Annotated in this window: 17 protein-coding genes and 1 tRNA gene; 17 read left to right on the top strand and 1 reads right to left on the bottom strand. The window is 67.0% G+C overall.

Translation table 11 applies throughout. The features are described from left to right. The first annotated feature begins 256 nt into the window (after window positions 1-256). The 17 genes from OXS49_RS05235 (at window position 257) to greA (ending at window position 20,156) form a co-directional block, all read left to right on the top strand. Window positions 257-1,147, top strand: a complete 891-nt coding sequence (locus OXS49_RS05235) for a hypothetical protein (protein ID WP_267422436.1) — start codon at window positions 257-259, stop codon at window positions 1,145-1,147. Between the two features lie 65 nt (window positions 1,148-1,212). Beyond that, a tRNA-Trp gene (locus OXS49_RS05230) sits at window positions 1,213-1,289 on the top strand. Window positions 1,290-1,469: 180 nt separating this feature from the next. Beyond that, entirely contained in the window at window positions 1,470-1,766 is a 297-nt protein-coding gene (gene secE / locus OXS49_RS05225; protein WP_244002551.1) for a preprotein translocase subunit SecE, read from the top strand. A gap of 73 nt (window positions 1,767-1,839) precedes the next feature. Next, complete coding sequence (nusG, locus tag OXS49_RS05220) at window positions 1,840-2,373, top strand: transcription termination/antitermination protein NusG (RefSeq protein WP_243923914.1); 534 nt, start codon at window positions 1,840-1,842, stop codon at window positions 2,371-2,373. 217 nt (window positions 2,374-2,590) lie between these two features. Continuing rightward, the gene (gene rplK / locus OXS49_RS05215; protein WP_244002553.1) at window positions 2,591-3,040 is read left to right on the top strand and encodes a 50S ribosomal protein L11; all 450 of its coding nucleotides are present in this window, start codon (window positions 2,591-2,593) and stop codon (window positions 3,038-3,040) included. Window positions 3,041-3,051: 11 nt separating this feature from the next. After that, on the top strand, window positions 3,052-3,750 hold the full coding sequence (rplA, locus tag OXS49_RS05210; RefSeq protein WP_243923912.1) for a 50S ribosomal protein L1: 699 nt from the start codon (window positions 3,052-3,054) through the stop codon (window positions 3,748-3,750). A gap of 135 nt (window positions 3,751-3,885) precedes the next feature. After that, entirely contained in the window at window positions 3,886-5,529 is a 1,644-nt protein-coding gene (locus OXS49_RS05205; protein ID WP_244002555.1) for a B12-binding domain-containing radical SAM protein, read from the top strand. A gap of 36 nt (window positions 5,530-5,565) precedes the next feature. Beyond that, window positions 5,566-5,835: a type II toxin-antitoxin system ParD family antitoxin gene (locus tag OXS49_RS05200; RefSeq protein WP_267422423.1), complete on the top strand. Its 270-nt coding sequence runs from the start codon at window positions 5,566-5,568 to the stop codon at window positions 5,833-5,835. Beyond that, entirely contained in the window at window positions 5,825-6,127 is a 303-nt protein-coding gene (locus tag OXS49_RS05195) for a type II toxin-antitoxin system RelE/ParE family toxin (protein ID WP_267422421.1), read from the top strand. The genes OXS49_RS05200 and OXS49_RS05195 overlap by 11 nt, the downstream gene beginning before the upstream one ends. A 533-nt stretch (window positions 6,128-6,660) precedes the next feature. Beyond that, window positions 6,661-7,179: a 50S ribosomal protein L10 gene (gene rplJ / locus OXS49_RS05190; protein ID WP_243923909.1), complete on the top strand. Its 519-nt coding sequence runs from the start codon at window positions 6,661-6,663 to the stop codon at window positions 7,177-7,179. 49 nt (window positions 7,180-7,228) lie between these two features. Beyond that, entirely contained in the window at window positions 7,229-7,606 is a 378-nt protein-coding gene (gene rplL / locus OXS49_RS05185; protein ID WP_243923907.1) for a 50S ribosomal protein L7/L12, read from the top strand. 247 nt (window positions 7,607-7,853) lie between these two features. After that, window positions 7,854-11,978 carry a DNA-directed RNA polymerase subunit beta gene (rpoB, locus tag OXS49_RS05180; RefSeq protein WP_267422419.1) on the top strand — a complete coding sequence of 1,375 codons (4,125 nt, stop codon included), beginning with the start codon at window positions 7,854-7,856 and terminating at the stop codon, window positions 11,976-11,978. A gap of 179 nt (window positions 11,979-12,157) precedes the next feature. Continuing rightward, a complete protein-coding gene (gene rpoC / locus OXS49_RS05175) occupies window positions 12,158-16,366 on the top strand; it encodes a DNA-directed RNA polymerase subunit beta' (RefSeq protein WP_267422417.1) in 4,209 nt (1,402 codons plus the stop codon). Between the two features lie 267 nt (window positions 16,367-16,633). Then, complete coding sequence (locus tag OXS49_RS05170; protein ID WP_267422445.1) at window positions 16,634-17,731, top strand: cell wall hydrolase; 1,098 nt, start codon at window positions 16,634-16,636, stop codon at window positions 17,729-17,731. Between the two features lie 212 nt (window positions 17,732-17,943). Next, window positions 17,944-18,528, top strand: a complete 585-nt coding sequence (locus OXS49_RS05165; protein WP_267422415.1) for a hypothetical protein — start codon at window positions 17,944-17,946, stop codon at window positions 18,526-18,528. A gap of 67 nt (window positions 18,529-18,595) precedes the next feature. Continuing rightward, the gene (locus OXS49_RS05160; RefSeq protein ID WP_267422413.1) at window positions 18,596-19,582 is read left to right on the top strand and encodes an MDR family oxidoreductase; all 987 of its coding nucleotides are present in this window, start codon (window positions 18,596-18,598) and stop codon (window positions 19,580-19,582) included. Between the two features lie 100 nt (window positions 19,583-19,682). After that, window positions 19,683-20,156, top strand: coding sequence for a transcription elongation factor GreA (greA, locus tag OXS49_RS05155; protein WP_267422411.1), 474 nt, complete (start codon window positions 19,683-19,685; stop codon window positions 20,154-20,156). A gap of 6 nt (window positions 20,157-20,162) precedes the next feature. Here greA and OXS49_RS05150 read toward each other — a convergent pair whose 3' ends face one another. Beyond that, a complete protein-coding gene (locus OXS49_RS05150) occupies window positions 20,163-21,062 on the bottom strand; it encodes a LysR family transcriptional regulator (protein ID WP_267422410.1) in 900 nt (299 codons plus the stop codon). Window positions 21,063-21,129 lie beyond the last annotated feature (67 nt).

Genomic DNA, 21,129 nt, shown 5'->3' with positions numbered 1-21,129 from the left:
CCCTGCAAGAGCGCTCTCCGCCGAAGCGGACACCGGTTCGGGGGAGAGCGCGTCACGACAAAGACTTCGAGCCAGTCCCATTGCCGTGCGATCGGGCATGGCTCGAAGGACCGGTGCGCCGTGCACTGGGCCACAAGCATCCCGCCGTCTCGACGGCGGGCGTCGACCCAGATCGATGTGACTCACGCCGGCCTTCGTCTTGACGGAGCGCCGGCGTTGCTTTGTCCTGTCTCCGCCTGGTCTTGGGGAGACTCGGATGTCGGTCGGTTCCATTTTTCGGGCCGGGTGTTTCGTGGCCCTGATCTGTGTGGGGGCGGCGGTTCTGGCCGGCGCGGCCTGGGGTGATGCGTTGACCGACGGGCGCTTTCGCGCTGAGGTGGCAGCGCTGATCCGGGAGATCCGGCCGGGGGTGAAGGTCCTCCTCGAGGCGGATCCGGCGCAGCTCAGCGTCGGCACGAAGACGATCGATCTGACGAACCTGTATCAGCGCATCGACGGCCTCTCCGAGCCCGGGCGCCGGCATGAGGTCGAGGAATTCCTCGCCGTGGCTTTCGCGAAGGCCGCCCCCGCACCGGACACGGGCGACTTCGCGACGATCCGGTCGCGCCTGCGGCCGCAACTCGTGCCGGACGAGATCCTCCAGCAATACGCGATGCTCGCGCATCGTCGGTTTTCCGAGACGCTGCACGTGGTCTACGTGCTCGACGAGCCGAATCGCTATCAGTACGCGACCCGCGAGATGCTCGCGGGCTGGCAGATCGATCCCGCACAGGTGGAGACAACGGCCGTCGCGAACTTGGCGGTCACGTCGAAGGATGCGCCGTTCGAACTGGTGCTCGGGGACGGTGCGCCCCTGTTCGCCATGGCCAATCCGGGGGACGATTTCGCCACCGCGCGGCTGCTCGTGCTGCCTTATCTCAACGAGATTCGGAGCGCCCTCAAGACCGACAGCATCACGCTGGCCGGACCGACGCGCAACCTGCTCCTCGCCTGGCCGTCCGGCAGCCCCGCGCGGCGCGCGTTGGCCGCGGAGGCCACGCGTTACCTGCGCACGGGCCCGTACGGCCGCAGCGACGAACTGTTCCGCTTCGACGGCCGCCAGCTCCGGCCCCTGAACACGATGGAGCGGGCCGATCACGGCCGGTGATTTGCGGCGGCCGCCGGCCGAACCCCTTGCAAGCCGGGCCGCGATGAGGCATTGGGCGGTGCGCTAGGAGTGTAGCTCAACTGGTCAGAGCGCCGGTCTCCAAAACCGGAGGTTGCGGGTTCGAGTCCCTCCACTCCTGCCAGACATCCGGCCCGATCCCACGCAGCGGCCCGGTCGACAAGCCGGTGGAGTTGCGTTAGAGCGGGCGAAATCCGAGATCTGAAGCGACCGTCGGTGCGGGCCCATCCGGGTCCTCGGCGCCGTCATTCGCGTTCCCGGAGCGGTCTCTGCCCGGGGCCGAACACGCACAGACACTGGCGCCATGGCATCGAACGAAGCGACCAAGAAGGTGGACCTGGTGCGCGGCGCGGCCCGCGGCCCCGTGAACCCGCCGCCGGCCCGTCCGGCGACGCCGGTTCGTGCGCCGCAGAAGCGTGCCACACCGGGCGAGTTCTTCGCGCAGGTCCGCGACGAGGCCCGCAAGGTCACGTGGCCATCCCGCCGGGAGACCACGATCACGACGATCATGGTGTTCGTGATGGTGGTGGTCGCAAGCCTGTTCTTCACGGTGGTGGACCAGGCCCTGCGCTTCGTGGTTGGCCTGATCCTCGGTCTTTGAGATTTTGGGCCTCTGAGGCCGGGCACCATCGGACGAGGGAGACCTCGCAGACGTATCGGAGTTGAACGGAACCGTGTCGAAGCGCTGGTACATCGTCCACGCCTACTCGAACTTCGAGAACAAGGTCGCGCAGTCCATCAAGGACCAGGCGGCCCAGCGCGGGCTGTCCGAGCTGTTCGACGAGGTGATGGTCCCGATCGAGAAGGTCGTGGAGGTGCGCCGCGGCCGGAAGGTCGATGCCGAGCGCAAGTTTTTCCCCGGCTACGTGCTGGTGAAGTGCGACCTCACCGACGAGGTCTACCACCTGATCAAGAACACCCCGAAGGTCACGGGCTTCCTGGGCGCCGACAAGTCGAAGCCGGTTCCGATCCCCGATTCCGAGGCCGAGCGGATCAAGGGGCAGGTCGCCGAGGGCGTCGACCGGCCGAAGCCCTCCGTGTCCTTCGAGATCGGCGAGACCGTACGGGTCGCCGACGGGCCGTTCGCCAGCTTCAACGGCACCGTCGAGGAGATCGACGAGGCCCGCTCCCGCCTCAAGGTGGCCGTGTCGATCTTCGGCCGCGCCACGCCGGTGGAGCTCGAATACGCCCAGGTCGAGAAGGCCTGAGCCTGCTTGTTTCGGCGGCCTTCCGGCCGCTGGTCTTTCGCGGCCGTCGCTGAGCGGCAGCCGAGAAGCCGCCGCACCTCGATAGGGATGCGGCACCATCCGCGGGAGATCCGCCCGGCCTCGCCTCCGGGATCAACGGCTCGCACCGCGACCTGCAACCGTCCGACCCGCCGCGCTTCAGGCTGCGTGGGGGCGGATTATCATTGGGAGCAGTCCCATGGCGAAGAAGATCACGGGTTACGTGAAGCTTCAGGTCCCGGCCGGCGCAGCGAACCCGTCGCCGCCGATCGGCCCCGCGCTCGGTCAGCGCGGCCTCAACATCATGGAATTCTGCAAGGCCTTCAACGCGAAGACCGCGCAGATGGAGAAGGGCACCCCGATCCCGGTGATCATCACCGCGTATCAGGACCGCTCCTTCACCTTCGAGATGAAGCAGCCCCCGGTCACCTTCTTCCTGAAGAAGGCCGTCGGCCTGAAGATCGGCAAGAAGCCGGCCTCCGGCTCCAAGACCCCGGGCAAGGGCCCGACCGTCGGCAAGATCTCCGAGGCGCAGCTCCGCGAGATCGCCGAGAAGAAGATGCCCGACCTCAACTGCGACTCGCTCGAGTCGGCCGTTGCCATGATCCGCGGCTCTGCCCGGGCCATGGGCCTTGAAGTCACGGCCTGAGGGAGGACATCATGGCTAAGGAAGGCAAGCGCATCCGCGCCGCCCGCGAGGGCATCGAGGTCACCAAGCTCTATCCCCTCGACGAGGCGATCAAGCTGGTGAAGGAGCGGGCGACCGCGAAGTTCGACGAGACGGTCGAGGTCTCCATGAACCTCGGCGTCGATCCCCGTCACGCCGACCAGATGGTTCGCGGCGTCTGCAACCTGCCGAACGGCTCCGGCCGGACGGTGCGTGTTGCGGTCTTCGCCCGCGGCGCCAAGGCGGACGACGCCAAGGCTGCCGGTGCCGACATCGTCGGCGCCGAGGATCTCTTGGAGATCGTGCAGAGCGGCAAGATCGAGTTCGATCGCTGCATCGCCACCCCGGACATGATGCCGCTGGTCGGTCGTCTCGGTAAGGTGCTGGGCCCGCGCGGCCTGATGCCGAACCCGAAGGTCGGCACCGTCACCATGGACGTGAAGAGCGCCGTCGCCGGTGCCAAGGGCGGCTCGGTCGAGTTCCGCGTCGAGAAGGCCGGCATCGTCCATGCCGGCGTCGGCAAGGTCTCGTTCGACGCCGACAAGCTCGTCGAGAACATCAAGGCGTTCGCCGACGCGGTCGCCAAGGCCAAGCCCGCGGGTGCCAAGGGCACCTACGTCCAGCGCATCGCCGTCACCTCGACGATGGGCCCGGGCGTGAAGGTCGAGCCGAACACCGTGCTCACCGCCTGACCCCAGGCGAATCGTCCACGCTGCGAAGCGCCCGGCCGGAAACGGCCGGGCGTTTTTTCGTTGTCGATGCTCCCTCACGCCATTCTCACCACGAAGGGGGGCGCCAAGCCCCAAGGCTGTGCTAGATAAGCCGCCATGCGATGCACCCTGACGGTTTCCTCCAAGCGACGCATCCTGTGCGTCTTCCCCGCTTACACCCCGTCCTTCGGGACGTTCTCCCACGCCTACCCGCTGATGGGCGGGGTGAAGGCGTTCATGCCGCCGCAAGGCTTGCTGCTGATCGCAGCCTATATGCCGGAGGCGTGGGAATGCCGGTTCATCGATGAGAATATCCGCCGCGCGGGTCCGGCCGACTTCGCCTGGGCCGATGCGGTGTTCGTCTCCGGCATGCACATCCAGGAGCCGCAGATCCACGACATCCGCGACCGCGCCCGCGCGGCCGGCAAGGTCACGGCCCTGGGCGGCCCCTCGGTCTCGGGCGCCCCGGAGAAGTACCGCGACTTCGATTACCTCCATCTCGGCGAGATCGGCGACGCCACCGACCAGCTCATCGCGCGCCTCGATGCCGACCTGACGCCGCCGCCCGCCCAGGTGGTGCTGGAGACCAAGGATCGGCTCGCCCTTTCGGATTTCCCGGCCCCGGCCTACGAGGCGGCGCCGCTGAAGCGCTATCTGATCGGCTCGCTGCAATTCTCCTCGGGCTGCCCGTATCGCTGCGAGTTCTGCGACATCCCGCAGCTCTACGGCCGCCAGCCGCGCCTGAAGAGCCCGGAGCAGATGTGCGCCGAGCTCGACGCGATCATCAGCCAGCCGGGCCACCCGGCGGTGGTCTACTTCGTGGACGACAACTTCATCGCCAACCGCAAGGCGACCCGCGAGATGCTGCCGCACCTCGTGGCGTGGCAGAAGAAGAACGAATACCCGCTCCAGTTCGCTTGCGAGGCGACGCTGAACATGGCCAAGCAGCCCGAGATCCTCGAGCTGATGCGGCAGGCGAACTTCATGACCGTGTTCGTCGGGATCGAGACCCCGGAGACGGAGGCGCTCAAGGGGATCGACAAGACCCACAATGCCGCCGTGCCGATGTACGAGGCGATCGAGACGCTGAATTCCTACGGGTTGGAGGTGACCTCCGGCATCATCCTGGGGCTCGATTCCGACAGCGACGCATCCGAGCAGAACCTGATCGACTTCATCGACCGCTCGGCGATTCCCGTCCTGACCATCAACCTGCTCCAGGCCCTGCCCAAGACGCCGCTCTGGGACCGGCTGGAGCGCGAAGGCCGGCTCCTGCACGATGCCAGCCTGGAATCGAACGTCCTGTTCAAGCGCCCCCACGATTCCGTGGTCAGCAGCTGGCGCCGGGCGATCGCGCACGCCTACGAGCCCGAAAAAATCTTCGAGCGGTTCAAGCATCAGTGCGCGGTGACCTACCCGAACCGCATCACCACGCCGACCGCCGGCAAGCTGACCTTCACCAACCTGCGCCGCGGTCTGATCCTCGGCTTCAACATCATCACGCGGGTCGGGATGTTTTCGGATTACCGCAAGCCGTTCTGGAGCGCGGCCGGCTATGCCCTGAAGCGCGGGCAGATCGAAGCGGTGTTCAATATGGGCTTCGTGGCCCACCACCTGATCCGCTTCACCCGTGAGGCCCTGCGCGGCGAGCACAACGCCTCGTTCTACGCCGCCAAGGCCGCGGAGGCGAAGGAGGCCCGCGACCGGAGCTGGTGGGAATCGGCAAGGCGGAAGCTGGCGCCGGAGCGCGAGGCGGCATAGCCTCACGGCCTGCTGTCTGAAATGCGGAACTCCGTCATGACCGACATCGACCTGCCTCCTGACCTCGACCGCTTCGTGCGAAGCCAAGTCGATGCCGGCCGATTTCGGGATCCGTCTGACGTGATCGCCGCGGGATTGCGCCTCTTGGAAGAGGCCATCGCGACCCAGACTGGGCATCGCGACCATCTTCTGGCTTCGATCGCCGCGGCATTCGATGATCCCAGTCCGGGAGTCGCCGTTGCTGTCGCGTTCGACCGCTTGGAAGGGCGGCACGCGCGCCGGGTGAGCAACGGCGGTGAGCCTTGAGATCTTCCTCCGGTCGGAGGCCGTTGGGGATCTCGTTTCTCTGTACGACTATATCGCCATCGAAAGCCTGGAACGGGCGATAGCCCTCATTCGTCGGATCCGGAGCCGCTGCGAGTCGCTATCCGAACTTTCCAGGGCAGGGCGTGCCCGGGACGATCTCAGGCCAGGGCTGCGGCTCATCGCTTTCGAGCGCCGCGTTGTCATCGCATATGCCCTGCGCGAGACGCGGATCGAGATCCTGCGCATCCTCTACCGCGGGCGAGACGTCAATGCACTGCTCAGTCAGGTCTGAGGGCCAGAACACGCGGGAACTGCGCTTGGATGGCGGAGTGATGGCGTGCAGCCCCTTGCCTGCGGCGGAAAAGTCGCGCTTCGGGTCTTGGCAGGCCGCTTGCCAGGCTCTATACACCGCGCTTCACGCATTTATCCTTACGGAAGGAAACGGCCGATTGGCCGGTTTCCGCTCGAAATGTTGCCCGGGCAACCGGGTGGCACTGGCCGGCAGGATCCAGAGGGCACCACGCCCCGCGGAGCCTCGTCCGGCCATGTCCTGTCCGAGACTGCAGGTGCCGGTTCGCCGGCTTAATCCACCAGCCTGCACAGACGGGGAAGACCGAATTCGAAACGCTTCGCCACGGCTCAGGCCGTGGAGGGGTATCGGTTTGAACCAACTCACCCGAAGCGACCCCTCAGGGGCACGTGTGGGGACAGGGCCGCGAAGCGTCGTTCGGACGTTCCCGGTCTTTCGAAGGCCGAGACCACGTCCGGGCGGCATGTGCAACCGGCGGGCCCGATTTTCGGGTTCCGCCAACCGGAGAGAGCCCAGTGGACCGGACAGCAAAAGCTGACCTCGTCTCGACGCTCAACGGCGTGTTCAATCAGAGCGCCGTCGTCGTCGTGGCCCACTACAAGGGCCTCACGGTCGCCGACATGCAGAAGCTGCGTTCGCAGATGAAGCAGGCCGGCGCCACCGTGAAGGTCGCCAAGAACAGCCTCGCCGGCATCGCACTCGATGGTACGGACGTCGCCTCCATCAAGCCGCTCCTGAAGGGCCCGACCCTGCTCGCCTATTCCGGCGATCCGGTCGCAGCCGCCAAGGTCGCGGTGGATTTCGCCAAGACGAACGACAAGCTCGTGATTCTCGGCGGCGCAATGGGCGCGACAACCCTGAACCCGGACGGCGTGAAGGCCCTCGCCTCGCTCCCGTCCCTCGACGAACTGCGCGCCAAGATCGTGGGCCTCGTACAGGCGCCCGCGACCAAGATCGCCCAGGTCGTCAATGCGCCGGCGGCCAAGCTCGCCCGCGTGTTCGGGGCCTATGCCACCAAGGACGAGGCCGCCTGAGGGCCTTCAAAAACCCTTCGTTCGAACCGATATCTGAGAGGAATTCACAATGGCTGATCTTGCCAAGCTCGTCGACGACCTGTCCTCGCTGACCGTTCTCGAGGCTGCCGACCTGGCCAAGATGCTTGAAGAGAAGTGGGGCGTCTCGGCTGCCGCTGCCGTCGCCGTGGCCGCTGGCCCGGCCGCTGGCGGTGGCGCTGCCGCCGTCGAGGAGCAGACCGAGTTCACGGTCGTTCTCACCGCCGCCGGCGACAAGAAGATCGAGGTCATCAAGGAGGTCCGCGCGATCACCGGCCTCGGCCTCAAGGAAGCCAAGGACCTGGTCGAGGGCGCGCCCAAGCCGGTCAAGGAAGCCGTCACCAAGGACGAGGCCGAGAAGCTCAAGGCCCAGCTCGAGAAGGCCGGCGCCAAGGTCGAGCTCAAGTAAGGCGACGATGGGCCGGTCCCGGCCCATCACCTCACGGAGGTCCGTTCCGGGCCTGTCGTGACCGAAGCCCGCGGGCGCTGCGCCCGCGGGCTTTAGGCCGCTTCGGCGGATGGTCCCGGAAGGGACCGAAAACGAGATTCGGTTCGGTGGCGCGGCCCGGCGGGGCGCGCGTCACGGCCCGGTGCGGGAGGTCCCTTCGCGGGAACGCTTCCCCGGGCGCGAGGCACGCGGGTAGGAGCGAGGTCACATGGCCAACACGCTGGTCGGTCGCAAGCGCATTCGGAAGTTCTTCGGCAAGATCAAGGAAGTTGCCGAGATGCCGAACCTCATCGAGGTTCAGAAGGCGTCCTACGACCAGTTCCTGATGGTCGACGAGCCCGAAGGCGGGCGCGGCGACGAAGGGCTGCAGAGCGTGTTCAAGTCGGTGTTCCCGATCTCCGACTTCGCCGCCACGGCCCTCCTGGAATTCGTCCGCTACACCTTCGAGCAGCCGAAATACGACGTCGATGAGTGCCGCCAGCGCGGCATCACCTTTGCGGCGCCGCTGAAGGTGACGCTCCGCCTGATCGTGTTCGATGTCGATCCCGACACCCAGGCCAAGTCGGTCAAGGACATCAAGGAGCAGGACGTCTACATGGGCGACATGCCCCTGATGACGGAGAACGGCACCTTCATCGTCAACGGTACCGAGCGCGTCATCGTCTCGCAGATGCACCGCTCGCCGGGCGTGTTCTTCGACCACGACAAGGGCAAGACCCATTCGTCGGGCAAGCTCCTGTTCGCCGCCCGCATCATCCCGTACCGGGGCTCCTGGCTCGACGTCGAGTTCGACGCCAAGGACATCGTGCATGTCCGCATCGACCGGAAGCGCAAGCTGCCGGCGACGTCGCTGCTCTACGCGCTCGGCCTGGACGGCGAGGAGATCCTGTCGACCTTCTACAACCGCGTCGTCTACGACCGGGATGGCGCCGAGTGGCGTGTGCCGTTCGATGCCGAGCGCATGAAGGGCATGAAGGCGACCGTCGACCTGATCGACGCCGATTCCGGCGAGGTCGTGCTCGAGGCCGGCAAGAAGCTCAACGCCCGCAACGCCCGTCAGATCACCGACAAGGGCACCAAGTTCCTGAAGGCGACCGACGAGGATCTCGTCGGGCAGTACATTGCCGAGGATCTGGTCAACGCGCAGACCGGCGAAATCTGGGCCGAGGCCGGCGAGGAGATCTCCGAGAAGCTCCTGAAGAGCCTCGAGGATGTCGGCACCACCGAGCTGCCGGTGCTCGACATCGACCACGTCAATGTCGGTCCCTACATCCGCAACACCCTGGCGGTGGACAAGAATTCCGGCCGCGAGGGCGCGCTGTTCGACATCTACCGGGTCATGCGCCCGGGCGAGCCGCCGACCCTCGATACCGCCGAGGCGATGTTCCACTCGCTGTTCTTCGATTCCGAGCGCTACGACCTCTCGGCGGTCGGCCGCGTGAAGATGAACATGCGGCTCGACCTCGACGCCGCCGACACGGTCCGCACCCTCCGCAAGGAGGACATGCTGGCGGTGGTCAAGGCTCTGGTCGAGCTGCGCGACGGCAAGGGTGAGGTCGACGACATCGATCACCTCGGCAACCGCCGCGTCCGCTCGGTGGGTGAGCTCATGGAGAACCAGTACCGCCTGGGCCTCCTGCGCATGGAGCGCGCCATCCGCGAGCGCATGAGCCAGGTCGATATCGACACGGTCATGCCGCAGGACCTGATCAACGCGAAGCCCGCGGCCGCGGCCGTGCGCGAGTTCTTCGGCTCGTCGCAGCTGTCGCAGTTCATGGATCAGACCAACCCGCTGTCCGAGGTGACGCACAAGCGCCGCCTCTCGGCGCTCGGCCCGGGCGGTCTGACCCGCGAGCGCGCCGGCTTCGAGGTGCGCGACGTGCACCCGACCCATTATGGCCGGATCTGCCCGATCGAGACGCCGGAAGGCCCGAACATCGGCTTGATCAACTCCCTGGCGACCTTCGCCCGGGTCAACAAGTACGGCTTCATCGAGACCCCGTTCCGCCGCGTCCGCGACGGCGTGGTCACCAACGAGGTCGCCTACCTGTCGGCCATGGAGGAGGCGAAGTACTACGTCGCCCAGGCCAACGCCCAGATGGACGCGAACAAGAAGCTGACGGAGGACCTCGTGGTCTGCCGTCGGGCCGGCGACGTGATCGTCGTGGGCCCCGAGCGCGTCGACCTCATGGACGTCTCGCCCAAGCAGCTCGTCTCGGTCGCCGCGGCGCTGATCCCGTTCCTGGAGAACGACGACGCCAACCGCGCGCTGATGGGCTCGAACATGCAGCGGCAGGCGGTGCCGCTGGTCCGCGCCGACGCCCCGTTCGTGGGCACCGGCATGGAGGCGGTGGTCGCCCGGGATTCCGGCGCCGCCATCGCGGCGCGCCGGGCCGGCATCATCGATCAGGTCGACGCCACCCGTATCGTCATCCGCGCCACCGAGGAGGCGGATGCGAACAAGCCGGGCGTCGACATCTACCGCCTGCAGAAGTTCCAGCGCTCCAACCAGTCGACCTGCATCACGCAGAAGCCGCTGGTCCGCGTCGGCGAGTTCGTGAAGAAGGGCGAGATCATCGCCGACGGTCCCTCGACCGAGTTCGGTGAGCTGGCGCTCGGCCGGAACGTGCTCGTCGCGTTCATGCCGTGGAACGGCTACAACTTCGAGGACTCGATCCTGCTCTCCGAGCGGATCGTGAAAGATGACGTGTTCACCTCGATCCACATCGAGGAGTTCGAGGTGATGGCCCGCGACACCAAGCTCGGGCCGGAGGAAATCACCCGCGACATCCCGAACGTCTCCGAGGAAGCGCTCAAGAACCTCGACGAGGCCGGCATCGTCTATATCGGTGCCGAGGTGAATGCCGGCGACATCCTCGTCGGCAAGATCACCCCGAAGGGCGAGAGCCCGATGACGCCGGAGGAGAAGCTGCTCCGCGCCATCTTCGGCGAGAAGGCCTCGGACGTGCGCGACACCTCGCTGCGGGTCCCGCCGGGCGTCACCGGCACGATCGTCGAGGTCCGGGTGTTCAACCGCCACGGCGTCGACAAGGACGAGCGCGCCCAGGCGATCGAGCGCGAGGAGATCGAGCGGCTCGCCAAGGACCGCGACGACGAGCAGGCGATCCTCGACCGCAACACCTACGCCCGTCTGGCGGATGTGCTGATCGGCCAGGCGCCGGTGGCCGGCCCGAAGGGCTTCAAGAAGGACACGACGCTCACCCGCGAGCTGATCAACGACTATCCGCGCTCGCAATGGTGGCAGTTCGCCGTCATCGAAGACCGTCTCATGACCGAGATGGAGGCGATGCAGAAGCAGTACGACGAGTCGAAGAAGCGCCTGGAGCAGCGCTTCCTCGACAAGGTCGAGAAGCTGCAGCGTGGTGACGAGCTGCCGCCTGGCGTCATGAAGATGGTCAAGGTCTTCGTGGCGGTGAAGCGCAAGATCCAGCCGGGCGACAAGATGGCCGGCCGTCACGGCAACAAGGGTGTCGTGTCGCGGATCGTGCCGATCGAGGACATGCCGTTCCTGGAGGACGGGACCCATGCCGACATCGTGCTCAACCCGCTGGGCGTGCCCTCGCGCATGAACGTCGGTCAGATCCTGGAGACGCACCTGGGCTGGGCGGCTGCGGGCCTGGGTCGCAAGGTCTCCAAGGCGGTGGATGCCTATCTGAAGTCGCACGACATCGCGCCGCTGCGTCAGGAGATGGAGGCGATCTACTCTCCGGGTGAGCTCGACGGTCTGACGGACGAGGAGCTGGCCGAGGCCGGCAACAATGTCCGCCGCGGCGTGCCGATGGCCACTCCGGTGTTCAACGGTGCCAAGGAAGCCGACATCGAGCAGATGCTGGAGATGGCCGGGCTCGACCGCTCGGCGCAGTCGACGCTCTATGACGGGCGGACCGGCGAGTCCTTCGACCGCAAGGTGACGATGGGCTACATCTACATGCTGAAGCTGCACCACTTGGTGGACGACAAGATCCACGCCCGGTCGATCGGCCCGTACTCGCTCGTCACCCAGCAGCCGCTGGGCGGCAAGGCGCAGTTCGGCGGTCAGCGCTTCGGCGAGATGGAGGTCTGGGCGCTGGAGGCCTACGGCGCGGCCTACACGTTGCAGGAGATGCTCACGGTGAAGTCGGACGACGTGGCCGGCCGCACCAAGGTCTACGAGGCGATCGTCCGCGGTGACGACACGTTCGAGGCCGGCATCCCCGAGTCGTTCAACGTGCTCGTCAAGGAGATGCGATCGCTCGGCCTCAACGTCGAGTTGACGTCCTCGAAGAAGGCCGCGAACGACCAGCTCGAGCCGCCGGCCGACGCGGCCGAGTAGAGCCAGTCGCAAAAACCTCCCGTGGCGGTGGGGATCACCGCCGCCACGGTCGAGCGGGAAGGGGAGGGGCCTTCCGGGTTTGACGACGGTGAGCAGCACCCGTGCGGGGTGCGGCGCCGGACCTTTTTCAGGACACGACGGCCCGGCGCGGGGCCCTCGGCGTCAACAAGGAGCGGATCATGAACCAAGAGGTCATGAACCTTTTCAACCAGCAGGCCACACCGGTCAGCTTCGACCAGATCAAGATCTCGATCTCGTCCCCGGAGAAGATTCTCTCCTGGTCGTACGGTGAGATCAAGAAGCCCGAGACCATCAACTACCGGACCTTCAAGCCCGAGCGCGACGGCCTGTTCTGCGCGCGCATCTTCGGGCCGATCAAGGATTACGAGTGCTTGTGCGGCAAGTACAAGCGCATGAAGTACAAGGGCGTCATCTGCGAGAAGTGCGGCGTCGAGGTCACCCTGGCGCGCGTCCGGCGCGACCGCATGGGCCATATCGAGCTGGCCGCTCCCGTCGCGCACATCTGGTTCCTGAAGTCGCTGCCCTCGCGCATCGGCCTGCTGCTCGACATGGCGCTCAAGGACCTTGAGCGGATCCTGTACTTCGAGTCCTACTGCGTCATCGAGCCGGGCCTCACCCCCCTGAAGGAGCGTCAGCTCCTCTCGGAGGAGGAGTACCTGCGCGCCCAGGAGGAGTACGGCGAGGACAGCTTCACCGCCATGATCGGCGCCGAAGCCATCCGGCGCATCCTGCAGGAACTCGACCTCGACAAGATCGCCAACGATCTGCGCGAGGAGATCGCGGTCACCACCTCGGAGCTCAAGCCCAAGAAGCTCCTGAAGCGGCTCAAGATCATCGAGGCCTTCCAGATGTCCGGCAACAAGCCGGAATGGATGATCCTCACGGTCGTGCCGGTGATCCCGCCGGACCTGCGCCCGCTGGTCCCGCTGGACGGCGGCCGCTTCGCGACCTCCGACCTGAACGACCTGTATCGCCGCGTCATCAACCGCAACAACCGCCTGAAGCGGCTGATCGAGCTGCGCGCCCCCGACATCATCATCCGCAACGAGAAGCGGATGCTGCAGGAGGCGGTGGACGCGCTGTTCGACAACGGTCGGCGCGGCCGCGTCATCACGGGTGCCAACAAGCGCCCGCTGAAGTCGCTCGCCGACATGCTCAAGGGCAAGCAGGGCCGGTTCCGCCAGAACCTGCTCGGCAAGCGCGTCGATTACTCGGGCCGTTCGGTCATCGTGGTCGGTCCGGAGCTGAAGCTGCACCAGTGCGGCCTGCCCAAGAAGATGGCTCTGGAGCTGTTCAAGCCGTTCATCTACGCGCGCCTCGACGCCAAGGGCTTTTCCGCCACGGTGAAGCAGGCGAAAAAGCTCGTTGAAAAAGAAAAGCCGGAGGTCTGGGATATCCTCGATGAGGTGATCCGCGAGCACCCGGTGATGCTGAACCGCGCGCCGACGCTCCACCGTCTGGGCATCCAGGCGTTCGAGCCGAAGCTGATCGAGGGCAAGGCGATCCAGCTGCACCCCCTGGTCTGCGCCGCGTTCAACGCCGACTTCGACGGCGACCAGATGGCCGTGCACGTCCCGCTGTCGCTCGAGGCGCAGCTGGAAGCGCGCGTGCTGATGATGTCGACCAACAACATCCTGCACCCGGCCAACGGTCAGCCGATCATCGTGCCGTCGCAGGATATCGTGCTCGGCCTCTACTACCTGTCGATCGTGGCTGACGGCCTGCCGGGCGCGTTCCAGGCGGACAATCCCAAGAACCCGATGCAGGGCGTCTATGGCGACATGGGCGAACTCGAGCATGCGCTCGCCGCCAAGGCCGTGTCGCTGCACACCAAGATCAAGTGGCGCTGGACCGGCATCGGCCCGGACAACCAGCCGCTGACCAAGACCTACGAGACCACCCCGGGCCGGGTGATCCTGTCCGGCGCCCTGCCGAAGCACGCCAAGGTTCCCTTCGACGTCGTCAACAAGCTGATGACCAAGAAGGAGATCTCGGCGATGATCGACACCGTCTACCGCCACTGCGGTCAGAAGGAGTCGGTGATCTTCTGTGATCGGATCATGGCGCTGGGCTTCAACCACGCGTTCAAGGCCGGCATCTCGTTCGGCAAGGACGACATGGTCGTTCCGGACAACAAGTGGTCGATCGTCGACACCACCCGCGCGCTCGTGAAGGATTACGAGCAGCAGTACAACGACGGCCTGATCACCCAGGGCGAGAAGTACAACAAGGTGGTCGATGCCTGGGCCAAGTGCTCGGACAAGCTGGCGGCCGAGATGATGGGCCGGATCTCCGCCGTCCAGAAGGACGAGAACGGGGCCGACAAGCAGATCAACTCGATCTACATGATGAGCCACTCCGGTGCCCGTGGCTCGCCCGCCCAGATGAAGCAGCTCGCGGCGATGCGCGGCCTGATGGCCAAGCCGTCGGGCGAGATCATCGAGACGCCGATCATCTCGAACTTCAAGGAAGGCCTGGACGTCCTGGAGTACTTCAACTCCACGCACGGTGCCCGTAAGGGCCTGGCCGATACCGCCCTGAAGACCGCCAATTCCGGCTACCTGACCCGCCGCCTCGTCGACGTGGCCCAGGATGCCGTGATCCGCGAGGTCGATTGCGGCACGACCAACGGCATCAAGATGCGCGCCATCGTGGATGCCGGTCAGGTCGTGGCGACGCTCGCCACCCGTATCCTGGGCCGCGCCACGGCCGAGGATCTGGTGGCTGCGGACGGCACGGTGATCGTCAAGACCGGCGAGACCATCGAGGAGCGGCACCTGCCGGCGATCAACGCCGCCGGCATCCAGGAGGTGAAGATCCGCTCGGTGCTGGTCTGCGCCACCCGGAGTGGCGTCTGCGCCACCTGCTACGGGCGCGATCTGGCCCGCGGCACGCCCGTCAACATGGGTGAGGCCGTCGGCGTCATCGCGGCGCAGTCGATCGGCGAGCCGGGCACGCAGCTCACGATGCGGACCTTCCACATCGGTGGTGCGGCCCAGATTGCCGACTCGTCGTTCATCGAGTCGAGCTTCGAGGGCACGATCAAGATCCGCAACCGCGCGATCGCCAAGAACTCCGATGGCGATCTGATCGCCACCGGCCGTAACGTGGCGGTCGTCATCGTCGGGTCGGACGGCGTCGAGCGGGCGGTCCACCGCCTGCAATACGGCGCCAAGCTCCGGGTCGACGAGGGCGACAAGATCAAGCGCGGGCAGCGGATCGCCGAGTGGGATCCCTACACCCGTCCGATCCTCACCGAGGTCGATGGCCTCGTGGCCTACGAGGATCTGGTCGACGGCCAGTCCATGACCGAGACCACCGACGAGTCGACCGGCATCGCCAAGCGCGTCGTCGTCGACTGGCGCGGTTCGGCCCGGACCTCGGACCTGAAGCCCGCGATGGTCGTGGTCGACAAGGAAGGCAAGGCGCTCAAGCTGCCCCGCGGCTCGGACGCCCGTTACTTCCTGCCGGTCGATGCCATCATCGGCTTCGATCCGGGTTCGAAGGTCAATGCCGGCGACATCCTGGCCCGCGTCTCGACCGACTCGGCCAAGACCCGCGACATCACCGGCGGTCTGCCGCGGGTGGCGGAGCTGTTCGAGGCCCGGCGCCCGAAGGACGCGGCGATCATCGCCGAGAAGTCGGGCACCATCGCGTTCGGCCGCGACTACAAGAACAAGCGTCGGCTCACGCTGACGCCGCATGACGGCTCGGAGGCGGTCGAGTACCTGATCCCGAAGGGCAAGCACATCCACCTGCAGGACGGGGACGTGGTCGAGCTCGGCGATTACATCGTCGATGGAAACCCGGCGCCGCACGACATCCTGGCGATCAAGGGCGTGGAGGAGCTCGCGGCCTACCTCGTCAACGAGATCCAGGAGGTCTACCGGCTGCAGGGCGTGTCGATCAACGACAAGCACATCGAGGTGATCGTCCGGCAGATGCTGCAGAAGGTCGAAGTGACCGATGGCGGCGATTCCGACATCCTCTCGGGCGATCAGATCGACCGCACGGAGCTGACCGAGTTCAACGACAAGCTGCTCGCCGAGGGCAAGAAGCCGATCCAGGGCGTTCCAGTCCTGCTCGGCATCACCAAGGCGTCGCTGCAGACCAAGTCGTTCATCTCGGCGGCCTCGTTCCAGGAGACGACCCGGGTGCTCACCGAGGCCGCGGTCAACGGCAAGGTCGATCATCTGGAAGGTCTGAAGGAGAACGTGATCGTCGGCTCGCTCATCCCGGCCGGCACGGGTTCGATGGTGGCGGACATCCGCTCCATCGCCCGCCGCCGCGACGCGATGATCCTGCAGCAGAAGCAGTTCGAGAGCGGTGCGATCCCGGTCGAGGAGCGTATGCCCGCCGCCGAGTGAGGCGACGCGCAGCATCGAGACGCGACAGGGCGGCCTTCGGGCCGCCCTTTTTCATGGTCGCGTCCGAACGGGACAGCGCCCGTGACGCGCGCTTAACCCAGCCTCAACCATACCGCGCGATAAATCCCGGGCGGCCGCAGAAACACCCTGGAAACGGGGAGGATCGGGTCCTTCGGGTTCTGTGAGTACGGGTCTGGCGTCGTGGGCACGAGACGAGGACGACGGGAATCGAGCCTGCGCTGGCTCTCGGCCGCGATGACCCCCTGGATGGTCGGGCTCGGCCTTCTGGTGTCGTTCACCGCCGATGCCGGCACGGAGAACGCCATCGGATCGAGCCGCCTCGGCTTGATCGATGCCGACACGGTCCCGCCCCTGCCGCCCGGCACGATGCTGATCGGCTCCGCCCTGCGCAGCCTCGGCGACGAGCCGCCCCGGGCGGTGTTCAAGACCGGCGCCCATGTCTTCCCGGTGGTGCAGCGGGCGGGCAAGGGCAACCCGGCCCAGCCGCCGGCCGAGAGCTTCGCCCGTCGTGCCGTGAACCTCCGCGAGACCGGCGCCGCCCTGGTGTTCGGCGACGTCACCGGCAGCGTCAGCGGCGTGCTCACGCAAGGGGCCGCGATCTGGGACCCGGAATCCGAGCCGGACGCCACCTTCCTGCCGGTGCCCGATCTTGGCCTGACCACCGGTGCCGGCAGTGCCGCTTCCACGGGCGCGGGGACGGCCGACCTGACCGAGGACGGCGATCCCGCGCGCTTCGATGGCTCGACCCCGCCGGTGCCCCGCGCCGTCGCCCTGTCGTCCACCACCCCGGCCCCCGCCGACGCGATTCCCGTCGAGGTCGCGGCCGCGAGCCTCGCGCTGCCCGATTTCGCGATCCGCACCGAGCGCCCCGACAGCGCCCAGCCCGTGCCCGAGGATGCCCGCCGGCGCTACGCCGACCTGATCGACCCGGAATCCCTCGACAAGGAGCAGCGCTGCCTGTCGGAAGCGGTCTATTTCGAGGCCCGCAGCGAGCCCGAGGCCGGGCAGGCCGCCGTCGCCCAGGTGGTGCTGAACCGCGTGAAGAGCGGCCTCTATCCGGCGAGCGTCTGCGGCGTCGTCTACCAGAACCGGCACCACTACATGGGCTGCCAATTCTCCTTCGCCTGCGAGGGCAAGTCGCTCCGCATCACCGATGCCGGCGCGTGGGAATCCGCCACCCGCATCGCCCGCTCGGTGATCGAGGGCCGGACCTATCTGGCCGAGGTCGGCGCCGCCACCCATTACCACGCCGATTACGTGCGGCCGGGCTGGGCGCGTCGGCTGCGGAAGATGGACGTCATCGGCCGGCATATCTTCTATCAGCTCAAGGCCGGCCAGACCTGATCGGGCCCGGTCTGGACTTCATAAGAGATCCTGATGCCGATCCGAGCAATTCTACCTACGTAGGCGACGGCTAAGCAGTCGAAACCAAGGGTTAATTTTACCTTCGTTCCCGATAATGCTTGCACGCCAGGCAACGAGTCTGGCCTCTGGTACGTCGAGACGGGCGCCGCTTTCGCGGCTCTGTCCAGCGTATTGCGTACCAGAGGAATTCCATGACCGCGCCGGTCGCCAGCACCCTCGTCCTCGCCGCCCTCGGCGGCCTGCTCCTCACCGCGCCCGCCCAGGCCGGTGGCTGCTACGGCAGCGCCTGCTACCGCCACGTGGTCATGCCGCCCGTCTACGACACGGTGCAGGAGACCGTACTGGTGCGCCCGTCGCGCACCGTCTACCGCACCGTCCCGCCGGTTTACGACACCGTGTCCGAACAGGTGCTGGTCGCGCCGGGCGGTCGCTTCTGGCAGACGAGCCGCGGCCCCGGCGGCGAGCTGGTCGGCTGCTGGGTCACCACGCCGCCGCGCTTCGCCATGCGCACCCGGACCGTGGTGGTTCGCCCGGCCCAGGCGATCCCCGAGACGATCCCGCCGGAATATGCCAGCGTGAGCCGGCGCGTCCGCGTGGCGCCCGCCCGGGCCGGATGGGTTCCGGTCGGCGGCGGCTATGGCGGCTACGCACCGGCCTCCTATGGCGGTCCGCTGATCGGCTCGATCCCGGATGCCGTGGGCATGACCGGCGCCAGCTCCTCGGATCTCGGCGTCGCCCTCGGCTTCACCTACGGCAGTCCGTACGAAGGGTACTGACGCCCGCCCTGCCGCCTTGATTCCGGGCGTCCCGGCGACACCTCACCGCCAACGACGGGAGGTGACGATGGGGACGTTCAAGGCTTGGGTGGTCGACAAGGGCGAGGCCGGACAGAGCCTTGCGTTCCGGGATTTCGACGAGGCCGACCTGATGGACGGTGACGTCACCGTCCGGGTGACGCACTCGACCCTGAACTACAAGGACGGTCTCGCGCTCACCGGGAAGTCGCCGGTGGTGCGCCGCTTTCCGATGATCCCCGGCATCGACTTCTCCGGTATCGTCGAGCGCTCGGATCATTCCGCGTACAAGCCGGGCGATCCCGTGGTGCTCACCGGCTGGGGCGTCGGCGAGACGCATCTCGGCGCCTATGCGCAGCGCGCCCGGGTGAAGGGTGACTGGCTCGTTCCGCTGCCCCAGGGGCTCCGCCCCGAGCAGGCCATGGCGATCGGCACCGCCGGCTACACCGCAATGCTGTGCTGCATGGCGCTCGACGCCCACGGGGTGACGCCCGCCCACGGCCCGGTGATCGTCACCGGCGCCTCGGGCGGCGTCGGCTCGGTGGCGGTGGCTTTGCTCGCACGGGCGGGCTGGCACGTGATCGCTTCCACGGGGCGCGACGGCGAAACCGATTACCTGAAGGGCCTCGGCGCGGCCGAGATCCTCGACCGGGCGGAGCTGTCGAAGCCCGGCAAGCCGCTCGGCAAGGAGCGCTGGGCCGCGGGGGTGGACGCGGTCGGCTCGACGACGCTTGCCAACGTGCTCGCCATGACGAAGGCCGACGGTGCCGTCGCGGCCTGTGGTCTGGCGCAGGGGATGGACCTGCCGACCTCGGTGGCGCCGTTCATCCTGCGCGGTGTCTCGCTGCTGGGCATCAACAGCGTCACCACCCCGCAGCCGAAACGCCGCGAGGCCTGGGCGCGGCTCGCCCGCGACCTCGATCTGGCCAAGCTCGCCGCGATGACCAGCACGGTCCGCCTGGAGGATGTCGGCCGGCTCGGCGAAGAGATTTTGGCCGGGAAGGTGCGGGGGCGGATTGTGGTGGATGTGGGCTAGAGCCGCGCCCGCTTGCGCCGAACCGGTGTTCGATGCGGCGGGCAGCGCTCTGCTTCCAAAGTGGTGGAACCGGAGCCGTACCAGCCCTGTTTCATTCTTTATGAGCGTCGCATTCATCAAAGAGCCCGAGGGCGGGGAAGCGTTCGAGAACCTGCCGGATCGGCCGATCTCGCCCCACACCAACTTCGTCACCCCGGAGGGCTTGGCCCAGATCGAGGCCGAAGTGGCGCGCCTCGAAAAGGAGGTCGCGTCCCTGGATCCCAACGATAAGGCCGAGGATTCCAGGATCGGGCGCGACCTGCGCTATTGGGCATCCCGGAAGAACACCGCTCAGCTCGTGGAGCCGAAGGCGGGCGACACGGTGCATTTCGGTTCGACCGTCACGGTGCTGCGCGAGGACGAGTCCGGCAAGGAGACCCGCCAGACCTTCCGGATCGTCGGCGAGGACGAGGCCGATCCACACAAGGGCTCGATCTCCTACGTGGCGCCGCTGGCGCGCGCGATCACCAGCAAGACGGTGGGCGACGTGGTCGAGGTGAACGGCCACGATGTCGAGGTGCTCGAGATCCGCTGAACGCGTTTACCGCTCCTCCTGCGAGCCTGCGACCGGCAAACCCTCGAAGCGCGGCCGCAGGGGCAGGATCGCCTCGGCGATATGGTCCATGAAGACCCGGACCCTGGCCGCGTGCCGCAGGTCCGGATGGGTCAGCACCCAGAGATCGACCCCGAGTTCCGGATGAGGCCCCGAGAGGCGGCGCAAAGCGGGGTTGGCATCGGCCGAGAAGCAGGGCAGGGGGCCAATACCAATCCCCGCCGCGACGGCGGCCTCCAGCCCCGTGACCGTGTTGATCCGCAGCCTGACACGATCCGCCGGAGCCTGCGCGCCGACGAACCGCGCGAACGTGCCGCCGGCCACGGTCGGATCCGGACTGACCCAGGCCTCAGACGCGAGGTCGCGGTATTCCCGGTCGGCCCGGCCGTAGTTGGCCCACGCCACCGCGGCGAGGCGGCGACCGACCAGAGTCTCGCTCGGATCGCGGCTTGCCCGAATCGCAACATCGGCATCCCGGCGCGACAGGTTGAGCGCCGCCTCGGCCAGGATCAGCTCGATCCGGATCTCGGTATAGCGGGTGGCGAAGTCCGCCAGGATCGGCATGAGCAGTTCCAAGGCCAGGCTCGTCGGCGCCGTCACGCGGAGTTCGCCGGAGGGGGTCTCGCTTCGGCCGACCGCCCTACGCTCGAAACGGGTCACGTCGGCCTCGATCCGGTTCGCGGCCTCGACCATGGCTTGGCCGCAGGGGGTGGGGACGTAGCCGGTCCGCAGGCGCTCGAACAGCCGTGCCCCGAGCTTCGTTTCAAGCGCCGTGAGCCGGCGAAAAGCCGTCGAGTGGTTGATTCCGAGCTGCGCCGCGGCCGCCGTCAGGCCGCCCTGCGTGGCCACGGTCTTCACGAAGCGAAACGCGTCCCAATCCAGCGGCATGCCTGCTCCTTGCGTCTGCGCAAGACCGGTTTTGCGCAGCAGGGCATTTTTGCAAAGCACGAAACGC

It is taken from the genome of Methylobacterium sp. GC_Met_2, from assembly GCF_026540795.1.
In the GTDB taxonomy this organism is placed as follows: Bacteria; Pseudomonadota; Alphaproteobacteria; order Rhizobiales; family Beijerinckiaceae; genus Methylobacterium.
The sequence above is the reverse complement of the archived record's forward strand: the minus strand, read 5'-3'. Positions and strand labels throughout refer to the sequence as shown.

Bases quoted from the DNA above. Each gene is read 5' to 3' on its own strand.
- rplA (WP_243923912.1), top strand. From the start codon at position 3,052: ATGGCTAAGGAAGGCAAGCGCATCCGCGCCGCCCGCGAGGGCATCGAG.
- OXS49_RS05170 (WP_267422445.1), top strand. From the start codon at position 16,634: ATGGTCGGGCTCGGCCTTCTGGTGTCGTTCACCGCCGATGCCGGCACG.
- rpoC (WP_267422417.1), top strand. From the start codon at position 12,158: ATGAACCAAGAGGTCATGAACCTTTTCAACCAGCAGGCCACACCGGTC.
- OXS49_RS05165 (WP_267422415.1), top strand. From the start codon at position 17,944: ATGACCGCGCCGGTCGCCAGCACCCTCGTCCTCGCCGCCCTCGGCGGC.
- OXS49_RS05235 (WP_267422436.1), top strand. From the start codon at position 257: ATGTCGGTCGGTTCCATTTTTCGGGCCGGGTGTTTCGTGGCCCTGATC.
- OXS49_RS05200 (WP_267422423.1), top strand. From the start codon at position 5,566: ATGACCGACATCGACCTGCCTCCTGACCTCGACCGCTTCGTGCGAAGC.
- rpoB (WP_267422419.1), top strand. From the start codon at position 7,854: ATGGCCAACACGCTGGTCGGTCGCAAGCGCATTCGGAAGTTCTTCGGC.
- OXS49_RS05150 (WP_267422410.1), bottom strand. From the start codon at position 21,062: ATGCCGCTGGATTGGGACGCGTTTCGCTTCGTGAAGACCGTGGCCACG.
- OXS49_RS05205 (WP_244002555.1), top strand. From the start codon at position 3,886: ATGCGATGCACCCTGACGGTTTCCTCCAAGCGACGCATCCTGTGCGTC.
- greA (WP_267422411.1), top strand. From the start codon at position 19,683: ATGAGCGTCGCATTCATCAAAGAGCCCGAGGGCGGGGAAGCGTTCGAG.
- secE (WP_244002551.1), top strand. From the start codon at position 1,470: ATGGCATCGAACGAAGCGACCAAGAAGGTGGACCTGGTGCGCGGCGCG.
- OXS49_RS05160 (WP_267422413.1), top strand. From the start codon at position 18,596: ATGGGGACGTTCAAGGCTTGGGTGGTCGACAAGGGCGAGGCCGGACAG.
- rplK (WP_244002553.1), top strand. From the start codon at position 2,591: ATGGCGAAGAAGATCACGGGTTACGTGAAGCTTCAGGTCCCGGCCGGC.
- rplL (WP_243923907.1), top strand. From the start codon at position 7,229: ATGGCTGATCTTGCCAAGCTCGTCGACGACCTGTCCTCGCTGACCGTT.